The following is a 21,306-nucleotide window of genomic DNA, read 5'->3' as shown; positions in this document are numbered from 1 at the left end:
GCGTGCGCTTTCCCGAGCTGGCCTGCTACGGCCTGGCCGGCCACACCGAGCGTCCCCTCGACGTCGTCGCCGAGGCTCGGCTCGCCGAGCAGATGGGCATCGGCTCGATCTTCCTGAGCGAGCGGTTCACCTGCAAGGACGCCGGGGTCATGGCGGGCGCCGTCGCGGCGACGACCGAACGGCTCGGCATCGCCACCGCGGCCACGAACCACCAGACCCGGCACCCGCTGGTCACCGCCACGATGGCCGTCACGGCCCACCGGATGAGCGAGGGTCGCTACGCCTTCGGGTTGGGCCGCGGGTTCGACCTGCTCTTCGACGTCATGGGCGTGCCGCGCAGCACGAGCGCCTCGATGGCCGACGCCATCGGCATCTACCGGCGGCTGTGGGCGGGCGAGGCGTTCGGGCACGCCGGCCCGGCCGGCAGCTACCCGTTCCTCTCCCAGGACTCCTCCTTCGACGAGCGCATCCCGGTGCTCTCGATGGCCATCGGCGACAACAGCCTGGCTCAGGCCGGCCGACTCGCGGACGGTGTCGTGCTGCACACCTTCATGACCGACCGCACCGTGGCACGTGCCGTCGACATCGTGCGCAGCGCCGCCCAGGACGCCGGGCGCGACCCGGCCTCGGTGCGCATCTGGTCGGTGCTCGCCACCGTCGAGGACTCCCTGCCCGAGCAGGCGCGGCTGCGCAAGCTGGTGGGCCGGCTCGCGACCTACCTCCAGGGCTACGGCGCGGTGCTGGTGCGCGCGAACGACTGGGACGCCGACGTGCTCGAGCGCTTCGCCGCCGACCCGGCCGTCACCGGCCACGCCGGAGCCCTCGATGCGACCGGGAGCACCGAGCAGCTCAGAGACATCCGGGACCGGCTGCTGCCCGAGGAGTGGCTGGGCGCCTCGGCCACGGGCACCGCGGAGCAGTGCGCCGCGCGCATCGCCGACCAGCTCGATGCGGGCGCCGACTCCGTCGTGCTGCACGGCGCGACCCCCACCGAGCTCGCACCCGTCGTCGCGGCGTGGGCCACGCGGCGTCCGGCCACCCTCAACGCGCTCCCCGCCAACCCGGGACGCATCTCGTGAGCACTCTCGACTGGGTCGTGGAGCAGGTCGACGACATCACGCCGGCCTGGGCCTCCGGCCTCCTCGGGGAAGACGTCACCGAGGTCGATGTCGCCCGCGTCGGCACCGGTCAGATCGGCACGGCGATGCGACTGCGCGTGCACACCCCCGGCGGTTGGCGCAGCCTGCTGCTCAAGCTGCCCGCCGCGGACCCTGGATCCCGACAGATGCTGGCCGGGGCGTATCGCACCGAACTCCTCTTCTACGACCGGATCGCCCGCACGGTCGCGGTGCGGGTGCCGAGGGCGCATGCAGCGCGATTCGACGACCAGACCGGCCACTTCGTGCTCCTGCTGGAGGATCTGGCGCCGCTGGAGCAGGGGGACCAGATCGCCGGCTGCACGCCGGAGCGAGTGCTCGACGCCGCGGTGAACCTGGCGGGTCTGCACGGACCTCGGTGGAGCGACCCGTCGTTGCTCCGGCTGCCCGGCATCACGCGCAACGACGCCGAGGGTGCCGCGACGCTGGCCGAGCTCTACGGCCCGACGGTCGACCTGTTCGTCGACGCTCTGGCCAGCAGGCTCGCCGCGGACGATGTCGCGACCCTGCGTGCGACCGTGCCGCACATCGAGGCGTGGTCGCTGGCCCGGCAGGAGCAGCGCTTCGGGCTGGTGCACGGCGACTACCGGCTCGACAACCTCATGTTCACCCCCGAGGGCGGTAGCGGTGAGGTCGCAGCCGTCGACTGGCAGACGCTCTCGATCGGTCTGCCCGGGCGCGACCTCGCCTACCTGGTCACGACCAGCCTGGAGCCCGAGGCGCGCCGTGCGGCCGAGCGCGACGTCGTGGCCGCCTACCACGCGCGTCTGGTCGAGCTCGGGGTCGGCGACCACGACCTCGACGAGTGCTGGAGCGACTACGTGTTCGGGCAACTCCAGGTGCCGCTCGTGGTCACCTTCGGTTGTGCCTACGGCACTCGCACCGAGCGCGGCGACGAGATGTTCGCGGCCATGACGCGGCGCAGTGGTGCGGCGATCCGGGATCTGGGAGTGCTGGCCTCGCTCAGCTCGTGAAGGACGCCGGCCAGCGCTCGGCGATGACCCGCCACGGGTCGGCGTACTCACCGGGCTGCCCGCGGTAGGGCGAGAGCCGGGCCAACCCGATGCGCACCACGGGCGCGGCGACGCGGTAGCCGTAGAACATCCAGCCGCTGGCCGTGCGCACCTCCTCCAGCAGGGCCGGCCAGGTGATGCGCTGGAAGTCGAGCACCTCCTGCGCCCGGTCGGTGTCCATCCAGTCGGTGGCGAACCAGGCCGTGTCGTCGTCGGGGTTGCCGGGGCGACCCGGCGGGATGCCGTCCTCGAGGCCCATCGCGCCGGCGAGGGCATGGGAGATGTCGGCGTAGCGGCGCCGGTGCGTCTCGTCGCCGCCGATCAGCAGGATCTCGCCCACGCAGTCGGCGCCGATGGCCGCGCCGAAAGCTCTGGCGACATCGCGCACGTCGACGGTCTGCAGCCTGCCGTCGGCGGGCAGGGCGCCCTCGAAGAAGATGTTGTCGGTACTCATCTGAGCGCCGACGTCGGTGGTCATCACGCCGCCCAGGCGCAGCACCACCCACGGGGTGGACGCCCCGCGCACGAGTTCCTCGGCGCGCAGCTTGGTGAGCCCGTAGACCTCCTCGGGCTGCTGTGGCGTGTCGGCGGTGAGCAGGCCCAGGTCGCGGTGGGGATTGCGCGGGCCGTAGGTGCCGATGCTGGAGGCATGCACCAGGCGCGCCTGCGGGGCGTGCGCCGCGATCGCGTCGACCAGCACCTGGGTGGCGCCCACGTTGACCTTCTCGGCCAGCCCGGGATTGCTGTAGCACAGCGGAGGGATCACGCCGGCGAGGTGCACGACCGCGCGAGGGACGCTCGCCTTGACCAGGCCGGCGGTCTGCTCGGGCACCGTCAGGTCGCACCAACGCCACAGCAGGTCGGAATCGTGGTGCAGGGCCGCCGCGTGGTCGCGGTTGGCGCGTGTGCCGAGGTCGGTGGCCACGACGGGGTAGCCCCGCGAACGCAGTTCGGCGACGACGTGGCGGCCGACGAGACCGCACGCACCGGTGACGACGACGGGTGCATCGGAGAGCAGCGGCATGAGCGGTGATCCTAGGGCGTGGATCAGACCGGGAAGATGGGAAGTGACCGACGAGACTCGAACTCGAAGGTCGAACCCCGGGTGAACGTCATCACCGAGGCCTCAGGCGGCGGCTCCGCGGGCTGGTCGCCGCCGCTCACCGTGAGCGTCCAGTCGTCCTCGGTGCCCGACACGTCGAGCGCGATCGTCGGATCGACGGCGTGCAGGGCCGACGCCAGCGCCGTCGTGCGGCCGGGGCCGACGAGCGAGACCCAGCTACCGTCGTGGTGGGCGTCGCCGTGAGCGACGCGCACCGTGCGGGCGCCGCGGTCTACCTGGCCCCCGACGTAGGCAACGGGGTTCAGCAGCGGGTGCAGGGAGAGCACGCGCAGCGCTCCGTCGAGATCCCGGGGGATCTCGAGGGCCGCGCGGATCCGCTCCGAGGCCGTCCAGGCGAGGGCGACGAGCTGCTTGCGGCAGATCTCGGTCGCCCCCTCGGGGGTGTCGGCGCGCGCCTGCACCGCGGCGACGTAGGAGAGGTTGAGCAGGTGCATCTGGAGTGCGACCTCGTCGGCCATCCGCACGAGGGCCGAGTGGGAGTAGGCGGCGAAGTCGAAGTCGTCGAGCAGCGCTCCGGCGTAGTCACTCGCGCCCTCGTCGCAGGTGTCGATGTCGTCGAGCACGACCCCGACGGCCCTGGTCGCCTCGATCACGTAGTACGGCGGCAGCGGCGAGACCGGCGGGTGCGCGCTGTCGATGATCACGGTCCACGCGCAGTGCGGGCTGCGGTCGGCAGGGACGCGGGGCGGCCGGTGGATCGGACGCACCTGGGCACGCGGGTTCGTGGCCACGGCGGTGGCGTCGAAGGTCGGATCCTCGATGTCGTGGCACATGGCCTTGACGTAGTCCGGACCCATCGGCTCGACGTCGAGCAGGGCGCCACAGTGGTCGAGCCAGAACTCCCCGTGCTGCGGGTCGTCGACGCGATAGCGGAAGTCCATGAACTGCGGCGGAGCACCGATGTCGAGCTGGAGGCCCTTGAAGATCGTGACCACGTCGCCCTCGCCGTCGACGGCGGGCGAGTACCCCAGGGCCTGCTGCATGCGCCGGGTGTAGTGCGGCGAGGCGCCGGCCCACTCCTCGATCGCGACCTGGGTCATCGCCTCGGCGCCGAAGGCCGAGATGACCCAGGGCATGCCGGCCCGGTCGATGAGCTGCCCGATCAGCAGTAGCTCGGGCACGAGCCTGGCCAGCTCGTCGCGGCTGAGGTCGGCGTAGCTGCTCCGGGCGCGGCTGATGGGCGAGGTGGTGGTCACAGGGTCGCAGCCTGACACATAACTGGACAGGTGTCTTGTCGAAGTCTCGGTCGGTTCAGCCGCCCACGCCGGAGTCGATGAGGGAGCCGCAGACGTAGTCGCCGGGGGAGACCTGGCGCCACGAACCGCCCTTGAGCTGGATGATCCGGGTGCACTTGGGCGTGATCTTCTCGCCGACGTCGGCACTGGTGTGGATCCCGTTGCCGGTCCAGTCGCGCACCTTGCTCACCGACGACACCAGCGACGGGCGCGTGAGTCCACCTCCGAGCTTGGTGGCCTCCTGCACGAACAGTCGCGCCGCCGACCAGGCGAAGACGCCGTAGAAGTTGGGTGCGCTGCCGGGGGAGACCCGCTCGAGCCAGGCGCGGTAGAGCGCCATCTCGGGGTTCTTGGTGTTGTCGAGCAGATCCGTGGTCGTGTAGACGTAGGTGCCCTCGCCGGCGCTGCCGGCTTCGTCGACGTAGTGCTGGTCGTAGATGGTGGCGTCCTCGAAGTACACCGGCACCTTCACGCCCTGCTGCTCCATGGCCTTCTGGAGCCGGATGGAGAACTGGTAAGGCCCGTAGTACTGCACGAACTGGACGCCCTTGTCCTTGATCTGCTGGGCGTAGACCGAGTAGTTGAACTCGCCGGTGTCGATACCTTGCACGACGTCGACGCCCAGGCCGGCCTTCTTGTAGGCCGCGACCGCGCTCTCGGCGTTCTGCTTGGCGGCCGGCACGTTCACGTAGAACATGCCGATGTGCTGAGCCGCCTCGGGGTTGGCCTTCTTCCAGTAGTCGGCGTTCGAGCTGGGCACCAGGTTGGGCGCGAGGGCGTACGACGAGAAGCAGCTGCCGCAGTCTCGTCGGTCGCTGGTGACGGTGAAACCACGGATGTCGGGGATGCCGCACTTGTCGGCCGTGGCGGCACCGCCCTGGTCTTGCGCGGAGACCGAGCCGACCACGGCGAAGGTGTCGGCGCACGCGTTGGCGTAGGCCTGCTGGTCACCACTGGCGTCGCCGCGGCTGTCGTAGCTCTTGAGCACGAGCGTGCGACCGCACAGTCCGTCGGGGTTGGTCGCGTTGTAGTAGGCCACGAATGCCTTGACGGAGTCCTGGGCGATCTGGAACAGCCCGGGCACCGGGCCGGAGATGTCGGCGACGTTGCCGAGGGTGATCGTCTTGTCGGTGATGCCGGTCTGGTTCTTGAAGCCGTCGCACGTGCCGGCGGTGACCCCGCCGTCGGCGGCACCCGCGCCCGAGGCGGCCGGCGCCTTGTCGCCCGAGGAATCCGACGAGCTGCTCGTCGTCGATGACCCGCTCGACCCGTCGTCGGCGGTCGAGGTGCCATCCGCCTCGCCCGTGGAGGCGTCCGCGCCGCCCGTGTCGCCGGACGACGTGCCGGACCCGGAATCGCCGGCCACTGCTCCGGCGCCGACTCGGCCGTTGGCCGCCGCCACGGTGTCGGGCGAGATCTGGGATGCGCAGGCCGCGAGCGCGGCCGAGGTGATGGCGGCAGCGAGGCCGAGGGTGAGACGACGCACGGGTCGACGCATGAGCACTCCGAATTTGCAGACGATGTACGGGGTGACAACGACGCGACGTGACGTAGGTCACGGCTTGCGTTATACTTGGCGACGACATAAGTTGGACACGTGTCCAGTCAGATGTCCACCACAGCTCGTCAAGCGGTCGACGGGCGACGCGCCGAAACCCTGGGGCGGCTGCTCCTCGCGGGATCCGACGAGTTGCGGGCCACGGGCTACGAGGCCTTGACCATTCGCTCCGTCGCCACGCGCGCCGGCGTGTCCGCTGCCACCGCCTACACCTACGTGGCCTCCAAGAACCACCTCTTCGCCGAACTGTTCTGGCGCTATCTCGACCACGAGGTGCCCCAGGTGGTCTCGGGCGACACGCCGGTCGCCAGGGTGCAGGCCGTCACCCGTCAGATGGGTGCGGCGCTGGCCGCCGTGCCGGAGCTGGCGGCCGCCGTCACCCCGGCGCTGCTGAGCAGCGACCCCGACGTCGAGCGACTCCGGCTGCGCATCGGCGCCGACTTCGTGCACCGCTTCGAGGCCGCCCTGGGCGACGCGGCGACGCCGGCCCTCCTCGATGCCCTGGTGCTCGCCTTCTCCGGTGCCCTGCTCCAGGCGGGCATGGGTGTCATGACCTACACCGACATGGGCGACCGGCTCGACCCGGTCGTCGCGGCCATCGTGGCGGGCCACGCGTGAGTGCGCCGAGCATCGAGTCGTCCTTCGACATCTACGACCACAAGATCCAAGACGCGCCCTACGGCCACTACGCGTGGCTGCGAGACCAGGCGCCTCTGTTCCACAACGAGGAGTTCGACTACTGGGTGTTGAGCCGGCACGCCGACGTCGCGGCCGCGCTACGCGACGACGCCACGTTCTCGAACAAGATGGGCGTCTCGATCGACGCCAGTGCCTGGAACGAGTACGCGCACACCGCCATGTCGTTCCTGGCCATGGATCCGCCCGAGACCACCCGTCTGCGCCGCCTGGTCTCCCGTGCCTTCACCCCCCGCCGCGTGCGCGAGCTCGAGCCCCGCATTCGAGAGATCTCGCAGGCCTACCTCGCCGGTCTGCGCGACCGGGCAGACGCGGACGGGTCGGTGTCGTTCGACTGGATCGGCGACTTCGCCGGCCTGCTGCCGATGGACATCATCAGCGAGATGATGGGCGTGCCCGCGGCCGACCGTGTCGAGGTGCGTCGCCTCGCCGACCTGCTCGTGCATCGTGAGGACGGCCTGCGCGACGTGCCGCCTGCCGGCATCGAGGCCAGCCTCGCGCTCTACGACTACTACAAGGGCATGATCGAGGAGCGGCGCAAGAACCCGACCGACGACCTCACCAGCGCGCTGCTGCTGGCCGAGGACGAAGGCAAGCGCATGACGGACTCCGAGATCAACGGATTCCTCTTCCTCATGGTGGTCGCCGGCAACGAGACCACCACCAAGCTGCTCGGCAACGCCGTCTATCACCTGACGCGCCACCCCCGGCAGCTCGACGAGGTCTTCGCCGACCCCGCTACACCGCTCGTCGACCCGTGGATCGAGGAGACGCTGCGCTTCGACACCTCCAGCCAGTTCCTGGCTCGGCTCGTGGTGCAGGACTTCGAGGTCGATGGCGTCACGGCGCCGGCCGGCGCCCAGCTGCTGCTCGCGCTGGGTGCGGCCAACCACGACGACCGGGTGTTCACCGAGCCCGATCGCTACGACGTGCACCGCGACCCCGACGAGCACGCCAAGATCCTGAGCTTCGGCGGCGGCCGGCACTTCTGCCTCGGCGCCAACCTCGCCCGCCTGGAGGCCCGCGTCGCACTCGGCGAGCTGGTGCGCCGCTTCTCGCGCGTCGAGGTCGACCACCACGCCTCGGTCCGCTTCTACTCCGCCAACGTGCGCGGGTTCGCCCACGTGCCCATGACCGCGAAGGTGCGCTGAGCATGCCCTCTGAGAAGTACGCCCGCCCCGATCGTCGTCCGGTCGTCATCGCCGGAGCATCCTCGGGCATCGGTGAGGCGACGGCGCTGACCCTGGCTGCGGGCGGCTACCCGGTGGCCGTCGGCGCCCGGCGGGTGGAGAAGCTGGAGGCGCTGGTCTCCACGATCCGAGAAGCCGGGGGAGAGGCCACTGCCCATGCGCTCGATGTCGCCGACGACGCCTCGGTCGAGGAGTTCGCGGCGAAGGCGATCGCAGATCTCGGCGACATCGAGGCGGTCGTCTCCGGCGCTGCCCTCATCGCACCGGGCCGGATCCACGAGATGGAGACCGCCACGCTGCGGCGTGAGCTCGACGTCAACATCGTGGGCACACAACGTCTGGCCAAGGCGTTCCTCCCCGGCATGGTCGAGCGCAGGCGTGGCGACCTGGTCGTCATCTCCTCCGACGTCGCCGTGCGGGCCCGCCCCTTCATGGGCGGCTACGCCGCCGGCAAGTGGGGGCTCGAGGGTCTCGCCGCGGCCATGCAGATGGAGATGGAGGGCACGGGCGTGCGCGTCTCGGTCGTGCGCCCCGGGCCGACGTGGAGCGAGATGGGCATGGACTGGGATCCGGAGGAGACCGCGATGGTCCTCAACGGGTGGGTCAAGTTCGGTCACGCCCGACACCAGCACTTCCTTGCGCCGCAACCGCACGCCGACGCCATCAAGGCGGTCATCGACGCGCCTCGCGGCGTCCACATGAACCTCGTCGAGGTCTCGCCCGAAGCCCCAGTGGAGGACTGACACCCATGACTGCCACCCAGCCCGAGTCGGCCCTGGCCGACATCCCCGAGGTCTCCGTCGCGGTACCCGACGAGGACGGCCACGGCCACCTCGCCGAGATGCGCACGGACCCGGTGGCGCTGTTCCAGCGTGTCTACACCGAGTGCGGCGAGATCGGCCGGTTCCGGATCGCCGACAAGGAGGTGGTCATGGTCACCGGCGGCGAGGTCAACGAGCAGTTCTTCAAGGCCCCCGACGCCACCCTCGACCAGGCCGCGGCCTACCCCTTCATGACGCCGATCTTCGGCAAGGGCGTCGTCTTCGACGCCTCGCCCGAGGAGCGTCAGCAGGCGCTGAAGACCCAAGCGCTGCGCGGTGACCAGATGCGTGGCCACGCCAGCACCATCGAGGCCGAGATCAACCGCATGGTCGCCGACTGGGGCGACGAGGGCGAGATCGACCTGCTCGACTTCTTCGCCGAGCTCACCATCTACAACACCGCCGCCTGCCTGGTGGGTCGACCGTTCCGTGAGGAGATCGACGGCCGGTTCGCCGAGGCCTACCACGGTCTCGAGCGCGGCACCGACGCGCTGGCCTACGTCGACCCCTACATGGAGGGCGTGGAGTCCTTCGAGATCCGCGACCGCTCCCGTGAGCAGCTGGTCGCCCTGGTGCAGGAGATCATCGACAAGCGCAAGGCCCGCGGCAAGGTCGCCCGCGAGGACCGCGACCTGCTCGACGTGCTCATCTCGGTCGACTTCGACGCCGACATCATCACCGGCATGTTCATCTCGATGCTGTTCGCGGGGCACCACACCTCCTCGGGCACCTCGGCATGGACCCTCATCGAGCTGATGCGGCACCCCGAGGTGATGGCCGAGGTCACCACCGAGCTCGACGACCTCTACGCCGATGGCTCGGAGATCTCCTTCCAGGCGCTGCGCTCGATCCCGAAGCTCGAGGCGGTCATCAAGGAGACGCTGCGGCTGCACCCGCCGCTGATCATCCTCATGCGGGTCGTGCAGGAGCAGATCGAGCTCGCCGGCCACGCCATCGCGCCGGGCACCATCGTGGCGTCCTCGCCGCGGGTGTCGAATCGGCTGCCCGAGGACTTCCCCGACCCGGAGTCCTTCGACCCCGGCCGCTACCTCGACGAGCGCCAGGAGGATCTCCAGAACCGCTGGACCTGGATCCCGTTCGGCGCCGGCAAGCACCGTTGTGTCGGCAACGCCTTCGCGATGATGCAGATCAAGGCGATCTTCTCGGTGCTGCTGCGCGACTTCGAGTTCGAGCTCACGCAGCCCAGCGAGAGCTATCGCGACGACTACTCCAAGATGGTCATCCAGCTCCAGCGCCCCTGCCGCGCCAGGTACAAGAGGCGGCAGAAGTGAGCGCCGGTGCGGGTGGCTACCGAGTCACCGCCGACCTCGACGTCTGCCAGGGCCACCAGCTCTGCCAGGGCGAGGCGCCCGCCGTCTTCGGTTTCGACGAGGACGCCGACGTGGTCGTCGTGCTCGACGAGCACCCCCCGGCCTCCGAGAAGGACGCCGTCAAGCAAGCCGTGAAGTACTGCCCAGCGATGGCGCTGGACCTCGAGGAGGAGTGACCGTGGGATTGGATGCTGGTCTGAGCCGGGCCGAGATCGAGGAGTTCTGGGACTCCTGGCTCGAGATCAACCGCGAGGCCGAACGCACCGGTGACTGGCGCGTCATGGCCGAGCACTACGCCGAGGACGCCACCTACGGGTGGATGTACGCCCCCGACGAACACTTCATGGCCGTCGGTCGCGACCAGATCCGCGACTACGCCATCGGCATCGAGATGGACGGCCTCGACGGCTGGCACTACGACTACATGTGCTCGGTGATCGACGAGGCCAAGGGCATGGTCGTGGGCTTCTGGAAGCAGAAGTCCGGCATCATCGACGACCAGACCGGCGAGGAGTACGAGATCCTCGGCATCGGCGGTTCGTGGTTCGGCATCGAGCGTCAGACCTCCGGCGCCGACGAGGGTCAGCTCAAGTTCGCCTGGCAGCGCGACTGGTTCGACATGCCCTCGACCACGCACACCTTCATGGAGATCCTCGGCGCCAAGAAGGCCCCCGACACGCTGCTCAAGCGGATGTCGGTGGCCGGCCTCGAGGTGCCGGGCCACTACCGCTACGCCGAGATGCCCTCGACCGTGTGGCCGCCGCCGGTCGAGGCCGGCCAGTACCTCACCCAGACCAGCGCCCCGGAGGCCTCCGCATGAGCCGCCTGACTCTCACCATCCCCGCAGCCCAGCAGCTGATCGACGGCAAGCTGGCGCCGGCCTCCGACGGCGCGAGCTACCCCATCCTCGATCCGGCCACCGGCCAGGAGATCGGCACGGCGCCCGACAGCACCGCAGGCGACGTCGACGCCGCCATCGGCGCGGCCCGGCGCGCGTTCGACGAGAGTGACTGGGCGACCGACCACGCCCTGCGGGTGCGCTGCCTGCGCCAACTGCACGACGCGCTGGTCGAGGAGGCCGACGCCTTCAAGGCGCTCACCACCGCCGAGGTCGGGATGCCCGACTTCATGATGAGCGCCGCCGGCTTCGACGTCCCCGTCGGTGGCCTGAAGTGGGTCACCGACCTGCTGGAGGACTACGAGTTCGAGACCGACCTCGGTGAGGCCCAGCCGATGGGCATCCCGACCCGGCGCACCGTGCACCGCGAGCCGGTCGGCGTCGTCGCGGCGATCTCGCCGTGGAACGTGCCCACCCAGATCAACCTGGCCAAGATCGGCCCCGCGTTGGCGGCCGGCTGCACCGTGGTGCTCAAGCCGGCCCCCGACACCCCGTGGGTGGGGGCCGAGCTCGGGCGCCTCGTGGCTGAGAAGACCGACATGCCGGCCGGCGTGTTCAACGTGGTCATGCCGAGGTCGAACGACGTCGCGGCGATGCTCACCACCGACCCGCGCGTCGACATGGTCTCCTTCACCGGTTCGACGGCCGTCGGGCGCACGATCATGCAGGCCGGTGCAGCCACGCTGAAGAAGACGTTCCTCGAGCTGGGCGGCAAGTCGGCCGCCATCGTGCTCGACGACGCCAACGTGGCGGGCGCCGCCGGTGCCACCGCCTTCGCGGCGTGCATGCACGCCGGTCAGGGCTGCGCCATCACCACGCGCCTCATCGTGCCGCGCGAGAAGTACGACGAGGCCGTCCAGGCCGCCGCCGACTGCATGTCGAGCATCGGCACGGCCGACCCCGCCAGCGCCGGCTCGATCTGCGGCCCGGTGATCTCGGCGGTCCAGCGCGACCGGGTCGCGGCCTACCTCGAGCTGGCCGAGCAGGAGGGCGGCACGTTCGCCTGCGGCGGCAAGGTGGCCGAGAAGGACGGCGAGCTCGCCGGCGGGTTCTGGATCGAGCCGACCGTCGTGGCCGGCCTCGACAACTCCTCGCGCCTGGCGCAGGAGGAGATCTTCGGCCCGGTGCTCGTCGTCATCGCGCACGACGGCGACGACGACGCCGTCCGCATCGCCAACGAGTCCGACTACGGCCTCTCCGGCTCGGTCGACTCCGGGGATCTCGAGCGCGCCAAGGCGGTCGCCGCCCGCATCCGCACCGGCACGATCGCGGTGAACGGCGGCGTATGGTTCGCCCCCGACGCTCCCTTCGGCGGCTACAAGCAGTCCGGCATCGGGCGTGAGATGGGCGTCGCCGGCTTCGAGGAGTACCTGGAGACGAAGACGCTGGCCGAGCCGGCGTGAGCCTGCGAACGCCGCTCGCCCAGACAGCGGGTTGAGCACGCCCGCGACTGAGGCACGAGGTCGCGACGGCGGGTCGAAACCGATCACGAATCAAGGAGAGAACAACCACCATGAGCTTTGAAGAGAAGGTCGCCGTCGTCACCGGCGCGGCGCAGGGCATCGGCGAGGCCTACGCCAAGGCGCTCGCCGCGAAGGGCGCGTCCGTCGTGGTCGCCGACCTCAACGAGGACGCCGGCCAGCAGGTCGTCGAGCAGATCGAGGCCGACGGCGGCACGGCGATCTTCGTCGCGACCGACGTCTCCTCCCACGAGTCGGCGGCTGCCATGGCCGACGCGGCCACGGAGGCCTTCGGGGGCATCGACTACCTGGTCAACAACGCCGCCATCTACGGCGACATGGCCTTCGACCTGCTCATCTCGGTCGACTGGGACTACTACAAGAAGTTCATGAGCGTGAACATGGACGGCGCCCTGGTCATGACCCGCGCCTGCCTGCCGGCCCTGCAGAAGCGGGGTGGGGGCGCGATCGTCAACCAGTCCTCGACTGCGGCCTACCTCTACTCCGGCTTCTACGGTCTGGCCAAGGTCGGGGTGAACGGCCTGACCCAGCAGTTGGCGCACGAGCTCGGCGGCCAGGGGATCCGCGTCAACGCGATCGCCCCCGGCCCGACCGACACCCAGGCCACCCGCACCCAGGCCGGCGATGCGTCGAAGGAACTGGTCAAGAACCTGGCCCTCAAGCGCATGGGCGAGGTCGACGACATGGTCGGCGCCTGCCTCTTCCTGCTCTCCGACGACGCCTCCTGGATCACCGGCCAGATCATCGCCGTCGACGGCGGCCAGACCTTCCGGGCGTGAGTGCGATGGCTGCTGCGCTGAACGTCGGGTTCGTCGGACTGGGCAACATCGGCAAGCCGATGGCGCTCCGGCTGGCCTCGCAGGCGGCCGAGCGCGGCTTCTCGCTCGGAGTCTTCGACATCGCCGAAGCGCCGCTCGCCGAGCTGAAGGAGGCGGGCGCCTCCGTGCACGGCAGCGTGGCCGACCTGGCCCGTGACTGCGATGTCGTCTGTGTCATGGTCCGCGACGACGACCAGGTGCGCGACGTGCTCGGCGAGGTGATGGGTGTATCGGGCGACCGCACCACGGTCGTGATCCACTCGACCGTGGCGACCGGCACGCCGGCCCAGCTGGCCGACGTGGCTGCGCGCCACGGCGTCCGGGTGCTCGACGCGCCGGTCAGCGGCGGCGCGATGGGTGCCTCGGACGGGCGGCTGGCGATCCTCGTCGGCGGTGAGGACGCCGCCTTCGAGGCGGCCCGTCCGGTGCTGGAGGCGATGGGCGAGAAGGTGATCCACGCCGGTCCGATCGGCGCGGGCACGATGTTCAAGCTCGCGCGCAACATGATGCACTTCGCCGCCTTCACGGCCGCGACCGAGGCGCAGCGCCTCGCCGAGGCCGCGGGTCTCGACCTCGCCGCGCTGGGCGACGTCGTCCGCTACACCGACGCGATCACGGGTGGCCCCGGCGCGATCATGTATCGCGACACGACCGCCCCGATCGCTCGCGACGACTTCTGGTTCGGCGTGTTCGAGCACGTCGTGTCGCTGGGCGAGAAGGATCTGACCTTCGCCACCGAGCTGGCCGACGACCTGGGGGTCGAGGTGCCGCTGGCCAAGCTGGCGCTGGCGCGATTGGCAGACGGGCTCGGCATGCCGAGCAGCAAGGACGAGGAGTGAGACCCATGGGCAAGTTCGACGACCTCCCGCAGGCACGCCGTGAGGGACTGGAGAAGATGGAGGAGGTCTACGGCTTCGAGATGTCCGACGGCGACGGCGACTTCTTCCACTACACCGTCGACCACCTCTTCGGTGAGATCTGGCAGCGGCCCGGCCTCACGACGCGGGACCGTCGGCTGCTGCTCATCGGCATGCTGGCCGGCAAGGGCTACGCCGACGTGCTCGGCATCCAGGTGCCGGCCGCCTACGCCAACGGCGAGTTCGACGCCATCGAGCTCCGGGAGATGGTCATCATGTGCTGCCACTACGCCGGCTGGCCCGACGGCTCGAAGCTGAACCAGATCGTGGAGGAGACGATCGGCAAGGCCGAGCGCGCGAAGGCCAAGGCCGCCGCCGAGGCGAGCGGCTCCTGATGCGTCCGGCGGCCGAGCTGCGCCAGCTTCCTGCGGGAGACGTGAGACTGGCGGGGGCCAGACCGCCGGTGGACTTGGCCGCGATCGGCTGGACCGAGACCGAGTACCTCGCCTCCGGCACCGCGGTCTCGGTCTCGGGCGCCGAGGCGCCCTACTGCGTGCGGGTGGTCCTCCGACGGCCTCCGCAGACCGCGGCTAGTGGCACTGCCGTGGTCGAGTGGCTCAACGTGAGCAGCGGCCGTGAGGCGGCGCCGGAGTGGACCTACGTGTCCGCCGAGATCGTGCGCCGGGGCCACGTCTACGCGGCCGTCTCGGCTCAGTACGTCGGGGTGGAGGGCGGCACCGGCTCCGTGACGGTGGGCGAGGGCCTGGGCGCTCCGGGTGGACTCAAGGGGGAGGATCCGGAGCGCTACGGCTCGATGAGTCATCCGGGTGACGCCTGGTGCTTCGACATCTACTCCCAGATCGCGGTCGCGGTCGGAGGCCTCGTCGATGCCGAGCTGCTGCTGGCCGCGGGGGAGTCGCAGTCGGCCTGCACCCTCTCGCGCTATCTCGCGTCGGTTCACGTGCAGCACCGCGTCTTCCACGGCTTCCTGGTGCACTCGCGCGGCGGCGCCCTGCCGCCGTCCGAACCCGCGGCGGAGCAGTACACGATGGCCGAGATCCTGGCCTCGAACGTCGGGAGGCTGCCCGACGACCTCGACGCGCGTGTGGTGGTGGTGCAGACCGAGACCGACGTGCTGGGGCGCATGAACTCCTTTCCGGCACGCCAGCCCGACGGGCCCTCGCTACGCACGTGGGAGGTTGCCGGCACCGCCCACGCCGACCTTTTCCAGATCGGTGAGTTCGAGGAGTTCCTGGGCTGTCCCACGCCGGTGAACCGGGGGCAGCAGGTGTTCGTGCTGCGGGCCGCCCTGCGAGCCCTCGAGGAGTGGGTGCGCGACGATCAGGCGCCGCCGTCGGCGCAGGAGTTGGAGGTGCGCTGCGGCGCCTACGTGCTCGACGAGGTCGGCAACACCCGCGGGGGCGTGCGGACTCCGGCGGTCGACGTGCCCGTCGAGATGCTGAGTGGCTTCTCGACCCCCGAGGCGACGATCATCTGCCAACTCTTCGGCTCGACCACTGCGCTCGACAGCGCGACGGTGGCGGGGCTGTACTCCTCGCGCGAGGAGTACCTGACCCAGTACGAGAACGCGGCACGCGCCATGGTCGGAGCAGGCTTCGCGCTCGCGGAGGATCTCGACGAACTGTTCGCAGACGCAGTGGTGCGGGCGGATCAGGTCGACGCGTAGTCCTATCGGACTATGCCGCCGCGGATCGGGGGAACCACCCGTTCTGACCGTGCCATCGCGACGGCGCGGTCCGTAGTGTCCTACCTGCCGACGCAGGCACGACTCCGGGGGGAGGCCGTTGCCGCGTCGCGCTGGCCCCTCCCGCACCGGGCCGGCGTGGGAGCCCCGGAGTCCCCGACACGGGGCTCCCTTCTGCGTGAGTGGGCGGCAGTGAGCGGACACGCCGGCCGAGTTCTTCACCCCGGGGGCCGCGAAGGCCCCCGGAGCGGGTTCGCGGTCTGCTCCGGGGGCCTGACACGACGGATCGCTCAGCAAGGGGCGCTCCCACACCACCTTCTCGCGGCGTTCACGTCGTGCTCCAGCTCGTGGCCGGTGACCCCTACAGTGCCCGCTCTGGCGCGGGAGTCCAGGGTTCACAACGCTTCTGCACGCCTTCTTCACGTGCTCGGGACGTTCGCCCGGCAGCTACGGTGCGAGGCATGCGACCCACGCTTCCGTCGTCCGCCCGCGAGCTCACCGATGCAGACGAGGAGCTCGTCGATCTCGCTCGCCGCGCGATCGACGAGAACACCGACGCCGGCCCCGACGAGGAGGGTGTGCACACCATGGGGGCGGCCGTGCGCGCCGCCGACGGACGCGTGTTCACGGGGGTGAATCTCTATCACTTCACCGGTGGACCCTGCGCCGAACTGGTGGCGTTGGGGGCGGCGCGCGCCGGGGGAGCACGCGAGATCACCGTCATCGCGGCCGTGGGCAACCACGGGCGCGGTGTGGTGGGTCCGTGCGGCCGCGACCGGCAGGTGCTCTTCGACTACCACCCCGACATCCGGGTCGTCCTGCCCACGCCTCGGGGGCCACGCAGCGTCGCCATCGCCGACCTGATGCCGCTCGCCACCGCCTGGAGCATGGAGGGGGGCTCGGTGCCGGCCGAGGGCTGAGGACCGGCTCCGGCCGAACGCACGGAACCGGTCAGGCCTGTGATCCCGGGCCGCCCGCCATCGCCACGCTGCGACGCCACTCGTCTGCGAGCGGAGTGTCGGTGAAGTCCAGGAGGTGCTCGTTCTTGAGCTTCGTCAACTCGGCTCGTACCTCGCTCGGGGTCACGTAGAAGAACTCGCGGCGCAGGTTCACCCGGTTGACGCGGCGGTGGGCGAACGCCGCGTGGAGCCGGGCCTCGAGCCCGAGAGCGTCCTCGCTGAAGATGAGGGCGTGGACGTCGAACAGGAAGGGAACCGACGCATCGCCGAGCTCGCGCACCCGATCCATGGGCTCGCGCCGGCGCGTCATGCCGATCTTGACGATCTTCTCGCCGAAGGCGCCGATGTTCGAGATGACGTAGACGAATCCGAGGCGTGAGTTCGCGGCTCGCACGGCGGCCTCCTCCAGTTCGTCGTCTACTGCAGCAAGCCGCTGACGCAGCTGCTCTACCGCCGCCTGGTCCGCCGTGCCGCTCAGGGCGACGTCGAGGGCTCGCTCCACCTGGGCTCGCTCGCGATGGAGCCGTTCACGCTCACGTTCGTACTCCTGCTGGGCGCGTTGGTCTTCGCGTTCGCGCTCGCGAGCCTCACGCTGGGCCTCTCGCTCCTCGGCCACCTTCGCGTGGTAGTCGGCAGTCAGCCGCACCTCCTCGACCCGCAGGCGGTGGTATTCGTCGGTGATGCGAATCGACATGATCGCTCCGAGCTTGGCGATGGCGTCTCGGGCGCGTTCCAGGCGCTGCACGTTCGTCTCGAGAGAGTGGGGCCGGACGACGCGCACGCAGTTGTCGGCCTCTGCGTTGTAGGCACGGAGCATCAGCTTCGAGGTGTCCTTGACCATCTTGGCGCCCTGTTGCACGGAGCCGTTGATCGTCCAGTTGGTGGTGGCGCTGACGGCTCGTTGGGCGCGAGTCAGCGACTTGTAGCGCTCCTTGAGCGTCTTGAGGCGGTCCTTGTGGGCGACCGAGCTCTCCAGCGGGTGTGCGAACTCGTAGATGCCCGCCGCCTGGAGCATGTAGACGTCGTCGGTCTCCACGACCTGACTGCGCAGCAGGTCGAGTTCGGCCCTGGCCGTGGCGATCTCGCGGTGGACGGTCGCGAGTTCGGTACGGCGCTCCTCGGTGAGCCGGCTCAACTCGATGGCATCGAGGATGCCGAGCGAGGCGACCTGTGCACGCGTGGCCTGGAGCTCTCGCTCCAGATCCTTGCGTCGCGGACCGAACAGTCCGCGACGGGCGGACGCTAGCCCCGGGGCAGGTTCCGGAGGAGGGGGCGACTGCGGGGTCGGATGGCCAGACGGCGGCGAGGGTGCGGGAGGTGGGGGAGGAGTCGCTCGCGGGGCCACTGGCGGCGTGGCCTGGACGGGCTCCTCGACGGCGATGCCGTAGTGCTCGACCAGGGCCCCGAACCCGGCGTCCCACCCTTGCGCGACGGCGCGCACCTTCCACGACCCAGAACGCCGGTAGAGCTCGAGTGCGATCGCCGCGCTCTCGGTCTGCAGAGCGCCCAGGTCGATGAGTGCCATCGTGGAGGAGAGGTGATCGACGATCTCCACGCGCAGGTCGGGGACGGCGGCAAACCCGTCATGCTCCCCGCTCATGGTGACGTGCAGGGCGTGGATCTCGCCCGGCACCCTCGATAGGTGCACGCGTGCGGCATCCCACGAACGACCGCCGGACGCGCGCTGGCCGAGGTGTTCCACGCTCCCGGACCGATGCCGGGTGTTGTTGAAGAAGACGAAGTCGTTCTCGTGGGTGACGCGCCCACCCGAGTCGACCGCCACGACGGACAGGTCGAGATCGACGCCCGGCCGGCTCACGTGCGACATGACGATGTCGACGTAGGCGCTCAGAGTGTGGGCCGGAAGCTCGCGGTTGGCACCCGGGGACATCACCGGAGGTTCGCTCATGGGGTGACGATGCCTCACCACGCGAGATGGCGCATCTGTCGCGTGGAGGGTCGAGGCCATGAGAAACAGCCCCGGACGCTGCGCTTGCGCAGATCCGGAGCCGTTCAGCAGGTGATGGGCGACACCGAGTTCGCACCGGTGACTTCTTCGGTGTGAACGTTCATCGCCGAGTCGCGTCCTTGTCGCTTCTGATCTGAGAAGAAGGCTCTCTGAACTGCACGAACAGTGCCAGGCTCGACGTGATCTGACGCTACCTCAGCTGCGCGCTTTCCCGTCTGGTCACGTGCTTTGCCGACCGATTGGCCCATCCCTTCCATCTGAGAACGACCGTTGACGGGGGTGGCTCACGACGTCTTGTGGAGAGCGACGTTTGGGTCAGCGATGGCCAGGCAAACTGTCCAGCACCCTCAACCTCGACCTCTCGGAAGCAGGAGGCCTTATGGTCAACCGCAACGCTCGAACCGTCGTTTCATGGGTCATCGCCATCGTTCTCGCCATCATCCTGGGCCTGGTCGCGGCCTTCGTGGCGTTCCCCGCTCTCGATCGCGCCATGGCCGCCACCGGCGGGGCCGTCTGCGCCGACGGGCCGTGCCCGAGCCCCGGCCAGTACGAGCCGAAGACGAAGCACCGCTGGTCCAGCGCGAAGTCCAAGACCGCCAAGGGCACCAAGCTCCCCCATGGGATCAAGCACCGCATGAACGTGCGGCACGAACCACCACCCCAACGCCAAGCCCGTCACCGGCGTCGAGCCGACTGAGCGGGAGGACGCGTGGTGGATGCACCCGCTGACCAACGCGCAGTTCCTCCTCTCCGTCGCCGATGCCTAGGTGTGCACGCTAGGGGGACGAAGGGGACCATGGCCGATGTCGAGGTGAAGAGGGTCGAGGTCATCTGCGGCGGTACCGGATTCATCGCCTTCGTGGTCAGCGCGGCCACCGGTGGCGGGGTGGCCAGGGGCTGGATCGTGGGCGGCTTCGGCGCCGCTAGGTGCCTCTAGGGGAGGTACGTCAACAAGGTCAGGGACCAGCACGCAGCCCCCAAGCGCCTCATGCCCATCGTCTGGTCGACGTGGAGACCTGTCGCTTGCTCCACCTCTGAGCGTTTGCTCCACATCTGGCGAGTAGAAGCGTTGGCGGCTGCCCTGGAGGACCGCAGGTCACAGGAAGCAGAAACCCCTCCGACCTGCTGCTTCGCAGATCGGAGGGGGTCTGGAGAGGTGGTGGGCGATACTGGGTTCGAACCAGTGACCTCTTCGGTGTGAACGAAGCGCGCTACCACTGCGCCAATCGCCCGTGCGGTGTTGGACTGTAGCGCATGGTCGCGCGCTCGATCACATCGGCGCCGCTGAGTCCTCGACACCCTTGAAGAGCTCCGGTGCACGCTCCCTCCAGACCGCTGCCGCAGCCCGGGTGACGGGGCCGGGAGCGGCGAGCTCGCGCTCGTTCCAGCGCGTCACCGCCTGCACGTCACGGGTGGTCGAGACGAGGAAGACCTCCTCGGCTCCGGCCGCGACCTCGAGGGGCTCGTCGACCTCGACCGCCTCGACCCACTCGAGCACCAGGGCGCGGGTGACGCCGGCAAGGCAGCCGCTGGCCAGACTGGGCGTGCGCAGCTCGCCGTCCACGACGTAGAAGACGTTGGAGCCGGTGCCCTCGCACAGCTCGCCCCGCGTGTTGGCGAAGATCGCCTCGCTGGCACCCCGTCGCGCCGCCTCGGCCAAGGCGATCACGTTGTCGGCGTAGCTGGTGGTCTTGAGCCCGGCGGTCGCGCTGTTCTCGTTGCGGGTCCACGAGACCGTCACGACCGACGTGGACGCCGACAGCGGCGCCATCGGTGCCGCCACGACCATGAGGGTGCCCGGGCTGTCGCCTCGACCCGACCCGAGTGGTGCCGGGCCGCCCGTGAGCGTGATCCGCAACCGGCCCAGGGGCAGGTGCTCCTCGGCGAGCACGGCGCGCACGCCGGTGAGCACATCGGAGCGGCTCGGCTCGATGAGCCCGAGTCCGGCGGCACTGCGCACGAGGCGATCGAGGTGGAGGTCGAGAGCGAACGGGCGGCCGTCGACCACCTTGACCGACTCGAATACGCCGTCGCCCACCGTCACGCCGTGGTCAGTGACCGGAAGAACGGCCTCGTCGGCCCGGTTGAGGAGACGTCCATCGGCCCATGCGCGCATGCCCGAAACTGTAGGACGCGCCGTCCTCGGGGTGGATTTGGCGGCCTCCTGGGCATCCGCTACTGTTCACGACGCACGCCGGGGCCCGCCCCGGAGTCGCAAGCGGACGTAGCTCAGTTGGTAGAGCGCAACCTTGCCAAGGTTGAGGTCGCGAGTTCGAGCCTCGTCGTCCGCTCGGAGGGTCTCCCTCACGGTGTGACCTCCTACGGTGGAGTGGCCGAGAGGCGAGGCAACGGACTGCAAATCCGTCTACACGGGTTCAAATCCCGTCTCCACCTCGGGCGATTGGCGCAGCGGTAGCGCGCTTCCTTGACACGGAAGAGGTCACTGGTTCAAACCCAGTATCGCCCACCAGCTTCTCAACCGCCCCTGACCTGCG

Annotated in this window: 21 protein-coding genes and 4 tRNA genes; 19 read left to right on the top strand and 6 right to left on the bottom strand. The window is 69.8% G+C overall.

The genetic code is table 11. The features are described from left to right. The first annotated feature begins 2 nt into the window (after positions 1–2). Together ISG29_RS11130 and ISG29_RS11125 are read left to right on the top strand one after the other, a co-directional pair. Complete coding sequence (locus tag ISG29_RS11130) at positions 3–1,079, top strand: TIGR03857 family LLM class F420-dependent oxidoreductase (RefSeq protein WP_207792985.1); 1,077 nt, start codon at positions 3–5, stop codon at positions 1,077–1,079. Beyond that, a complete protein-coding gene (locus ISG29_RS11125; RefSeq protein ID WP_194503478.1) occupies positions 1,076–2,131 on the top strand; it encodes a phosphotransferase family protein in 1,056 nt (351 codons plus the stop codon). Before ISG29_RS11130 ends, ISG29_RS11125 begins: the two co-directional genes overlap by 4 nt. Here ISG29_RS11125 and ISG29_RS11120 read toward each other — a convergent pair. Genes ISG29_RS11120 through ISG29_RS11110 form a run of 3 tightly spaced genes read right to left on the bottom strand, consistent with a single transcriptional unit; the run spans position 2,121 to position 6,026 of the window. Beyond that, on the bottom strand, positions 2,121–3,194 hold the full coding sequence (locus ISG29_RS11120; protein WP_194503477.1) for an NAD-dependent epimerase/dehydratase family protein: 1,074 nt from the start codon (positions 3,192–3,194) through the stop codon (positions 2,121–2,123). The two genes, ISG29_RS11125 and ISG29_RS11120, sit on opposite strands and share 11 nt — an antisense overlap. A 23-nt stretch (positions 3,195–3,217) precedes the next feature. Further along, a complete protein-coding gene (locus ISG29_RS11115; RefSeq protein WP_328828805.1) occupies positions 3,218–4,489 on the bottom strand; it encodes a hypothetical protein in 1,272 nt (423 codons plus the stop codon). Positions 4,490–4,544: 55 nt separating this feature from the next. Beyond that, positions 4,545–6,026 carry an ABC transporter substrate-binding protein gene (locus ISG29_RS11110; protein WP_194503476.1) on the bottom strand — a complete coding sequence of 494 codons (1,482 nt, stop codon included), beginning with the start codon at positions 6,024–6,026 and terminating at the stop codon, positions 4,545–4,547. Positions 6,027–6,125: 99 nt separating this feature from the next. On the opposite strand from ISG29_RS11110, the gene ISG29_RS11105 reads away from it, so the two are divergent. The 12 genes from ISG29_RS11105 (at position 6,126) to ISG29_RS11050 (ending at position 16,803) form a co-directional block, all read left to right on the top strand. Further along, positions 6,126–6,704 carry a TetR/AcrR family transcriptional regulator gene (locus ISG29_RS11105; protein ID WP_194503475.1) on the top strand — a complete coding sequence of 193 codons (579 nt, stop codon included), beginning with the start codon at positions 6,126–6,128 and terminating at the stop codon, positions 6,702–6,704. Then, on the top strand, positions 6,701–7,933 hold the full coding sequence (locus tag ISG29_RS21630) for a cytochrome P450 (RefSeq protein WP_328828802.1): 1,233 nt from the start codon (positions 6,701–6,703) through the stop codon (positions 7,931–7,933). Before ISG29_RS11105 ends, ISG29_RS21630 begins: the two co-directional genes overlap by 4 nt. A gap of 2 nt (positions 7,934–7,935) precedes the next feature. Continuing rightward, on the top strand, positions 7,936–8,715 hold the full coding sequence (locus ISG29_RS11095) for an SDR family oxidoreductase (protein ID WP_194503474.1): 780 nt from the start codon (positions 7,936–7,938) through the stop codon (positions 8,713–8,715). Positions 8,716–8,720: 5 nt separating this feature from the next. Further along, on the top strand, positions 8,721–10,085 hold the full coding sequence (locus ISG29_RS11090; protein ID WP_194503473.1) for a cytochrome P450: 1,365 nt from the start codon (positions 8,721–8,723) through the stop codon (positions 10,083–10,085). After that, complete coding sequence (locus tag ISG29_RS11085) at positions 10,082–10,300, top strand: ferredoxin (RefSeq protein WP_194503472.1); 219 nt, start codon at positions 10,082–10,084, stop codon at positions 10,298–10,300. Before ISG29_RS11090 ends, ISG29_RS11085 begins: the two co-directional genes overlap by 4 nt. Before the next feature lie 2 nt (positions 10,301–10,302). After that, positions 10,303–10,944 carry a nuclear transport factor 2 family protein gene (locus tag ISG29_RS11080; protein ID WP_194503471.1) on the top strand — a complete coding sequence of 214 codons (642 nt, stop codon included), beginning with the start codon at positions 10,303–10,305 and terminating at the stop codon, positions 10,942–10,944. Beyond that, positions 10,941–12,425, top strand: coding sequence for an aldehyde dehydrogenase (locus ISG29_RS11075; RefSeq protein WP_194503470.1), 1,485 nt, complete (start codon positions 10,941–10,943; stop codon positions 12,423–12,425). Before ISG29_RS11080 ends, ISG29_RS11075 begins: the two co-directional genes overlap by 4 nt. Before the next feature lie 110 nt (positions 12,426–12,535). After that, positions 12,536–13,282 carry an SDR family oxidoreductase gene (locus ISG29_RS11070; protein WP_194503469.1) on the top strand — a complete coding sequence of 249 codons (747 nt, stop codon included), beginning with the start codon at positions 12,536–12,538 and terminating at the stop codon, positions 13,280–13,282. Positions 13,283–13,287: 5 nt separating this feature from the next. After that, positions 13,288–14,160 carry an NAD(P)-dependent oxidoreductase gene (locus ISG29_RS11065; protein ID WP_194503582.1) on the top strand — a complete coding sequence of 291 codons (873 nt, stop codon included), beginning with the start codon at positions 13,288–13,290 and terminating at the stop codon, positions 14,158–14,160. Positions 14,161–14,165: 5 nt separating this feature from the next. Next, positions 14,166–14,573 carry a carboxymuconolactone decarboxylase family protein gene (locus tag ISG29_RS11060; protein WP_194503468.1) on the top strand — a complete coding sequence of 136 codons (408 nt, stop codon included), beginning with the start codon at positions 14,166–14,168 and terminating at the stop codon, positions 14,571–14,573. Beyond that, positions 14,573–15,865 carry an alpha/beta hydrolase domain-containing protein gene (locus tag ISG29_RS11055; protein ID WP_268927683.1) on the top strand — a complete coding sequence of 431 codons (1,293 nt, stop codon included), beginning with the start codon at positions 14,573–14,575 and terminating at the stop codon, positions 15,863–15,865. Before ISG29_RS11060 ends, ISG29_RS11055 begins: the two co-directional genes overlap by 1 nt. Positions 15,866–16,344: 479 nt before the next feature. After that, a complete protein-coding gene (locus ISG29_RS11050) occupies positions 16,345–16,803 on the top strand; it encodes a cytidine deaminase family protein (protein ID WP_194503466.1) in 459 nt (152 codons plus the stop codon). Positions 16,804–16,834: 31 nt separating this feature from the next. Here ISG29_RS11050 and ISG29_RS21300 read toward each other — a convergent pair whose 3' ends face one another. Next, positions 16,835–18,751, bottom strand: a complete 1,917-nt coding sequence (locus ISG29_RS21300) for a DUF4041 domain-containing protein (protein WP_194503465.1) — start codon at positions 18,749–18,751, stop codon at positions 16,835–16,837. 439 nt (positions 18,752–19,190) lie between these two features. Between ISG29_RS21300 and ISG29_RS11040 the strand changes: the two genes are divergently transcribed. Further along, a complete protein-coding gene (locus tag ISG29_RS11040) occupies positions 19,191–19,508 on the top strand; it encodes a hypothetical protein (RefSeq protein ID WP_194503464.1) in 318 nt (105 codons plus the stop codon). A gap of 99 nt (positions 19,509–19,607) precedes the next feature. Continuing rightward, positions 19,608–19,748, top strand: a complete 141-nt coding sequence (locus tag ISG29_RS11035; protein ID WP_194503463.1) for a hypothetical protein — start codon at positions 19,608–19,610, stop codon at positions 19,746–19,748. A gap of 220 nt (positions 19,749–19,968) precedes the next feature. Here the strand turns inward: ISG29_RS11035 and ISG29_RS11030 are convergent. Together ISG29_RS11030 and ISG29_RS11025 are read right to left on the bottom strand one after the other, a co-directional pair. Next, positions 19,969–20,043: transfer RNA gene (locus tag ISG29_RS11030), tRNA-Val, on the bottom strand. 38 nt (positions 20,044–20,081) lie between these two features. Beyond that, entirely contained in the window at positions 20,082–20,927 is an 846-nt protein-coding gene (locus ISG29_RS11025) for an aminotransferase class IV (protein ID WP_194503462.1), read from the bottom strand. Positions 20,928–21,029: 102 nt separating this feature from the next. On the opposite strand from ISG29_RS11025, the gene ISG29_RS11020 reads away from it, so the two are divergent. From ISG29_RS11020 to ISG29_RS11010, 3 genes are all read left to right on the top strand, one after another. Next, a tRNA-Gly gene (locus tag ISG29_RS11020) sits at positions 21,030–21,102 on the top strand. Positions 21,103–21,134: 32 nt separating this feature from the next. Beyond that, a tRNA-Cys gene (locus ISG29_RS11015) sits at positions 21,135–21,205 on the top strand. Position 21,206: 1 nt separating this feature from the next. Continuing rightward, positions 21,207–21,281: transfer RNA gene (locus ISG29_RS11010), tRNA-Val, on the top strand. The last annotated feature ends 25 nt before the right edge of the window (positions 21,282–21,306 follow it).

It is taken from the genome of Nocardioides acrostichi, assembly GCF_015319165.1.
GTDB lineage: Bacteria > Actinomycetota > Actinomycetes > Propionibacteriales > Nocardioidaceae > Nocardioides > Nocardioides acrostichi.
This window is presented reverse-complemented; position numbering and strand designations above follow the sequence as displayed.

Excerpts from the sequence above, each read along its gene's own strand:
- ISG29_RS11035 (WP_194503463.1), top strand. The coding sequence starts at position 19,608 with ATGGCCGATGTCGAGGTGAAGAGGGTCGAGGTCATCTGCGGCGGTACC.
- ISG29_RS11120 (WP_194503477.1), bottom strand. The coding sequence starts at position 3,194 with ATGCCGCTGCTCTCCGATGCACCCGTCGTCGTCACCGGTGCGTGCGGT.
- ISG29_RS11040 (WP_194503464.1), top strand. The coding sequence starts at position 19,191 with ATGGTCAACCGCAACGCTCGAACCGTCGTTTCATGGGTCATCGCCATC.
- ISG29_RS11050 (WP_194503466.1), top strand. The coding sequence starts at position 16,345 with ATGCGACCCACGCTTCCGTCGTCCGCCCGCGAGCTCACCGATGCAGAC.
- ISG29_RS11075 (WP_194503470.1), top strand. The coding sequence starts at position 10,941 with ATGAGCCGCCTGACTCTCACCATCCCCGCAGCCCAGCAGCTGATCGAC.
- ISG29_RS11065 (WP_194503582.1), top strand. The coding sequence starts at position 13,288 with ATGGCTGCTGCGCTGAACGTCGGGTTCGTCGGACTGGGCAACATCGGC.
- ISG29_RS11095 (WP_194503474.1), top strand. The coding sequence starts at position 7,936 with ATGCCCTCTGAGAAGTACGCCCGCCCCGATCGTCGTCCGGTCGTCATC.
- ISG29_RS11060 (WP_194503468.1), top strand. The coding sequence starts at position 14,166 with ATGGGCAAGTTCGACGACCTCCCGCAGGCACGCCGTGAGGGACTGGAG.
- ISG29_RS11055 (WP_268927683.1), top strand. The coding sequence starts at position 14,573 with ATGCGTCCGGCGGCCGAGCTGCGCCAGCTTCCTGCGGGAGACGTGAGA.
- ISG29_RS11070 (WP_194503469.1), top strand. The coding sequence starts at position 12,536 with ATGAGCTTTGAAGAGAAGGTCGCCGTCGTCACCGGCGCGGCGCAGGGC.
- ISG29_RS11110 (WP_194503476.1), bottom strand. The coding sequence starts at position 6,026 with ATGCGTCGACCCGTGCGTCGTCTCACCCTCGGCCTCGCTGCCGCCATC.
- ISG29_RS11025 (WP_194503462.1), bottom strand. The coding sequence starts at position 20,927 with ATGCGCGCATGGGCCGATGGACGTCTCCTCAACCGGGCCGACGAGGCC.
- ISG29_RS21300 (WP_194503465.1), bottom strand. The coding sequence starts at position 18,751 with ATGAGCGAACCTCCGGTGATGTCCCCGGGTGCCAACCGCGAGCTTCCG.
- ISG29_RS11090 (WP_194503473.1), top strand. The coding sequence starts at position 8,721 with ATGACTGCCACCCAGCCCGAGTCGGCCCTGGCCGACATCCCCGAGGTC.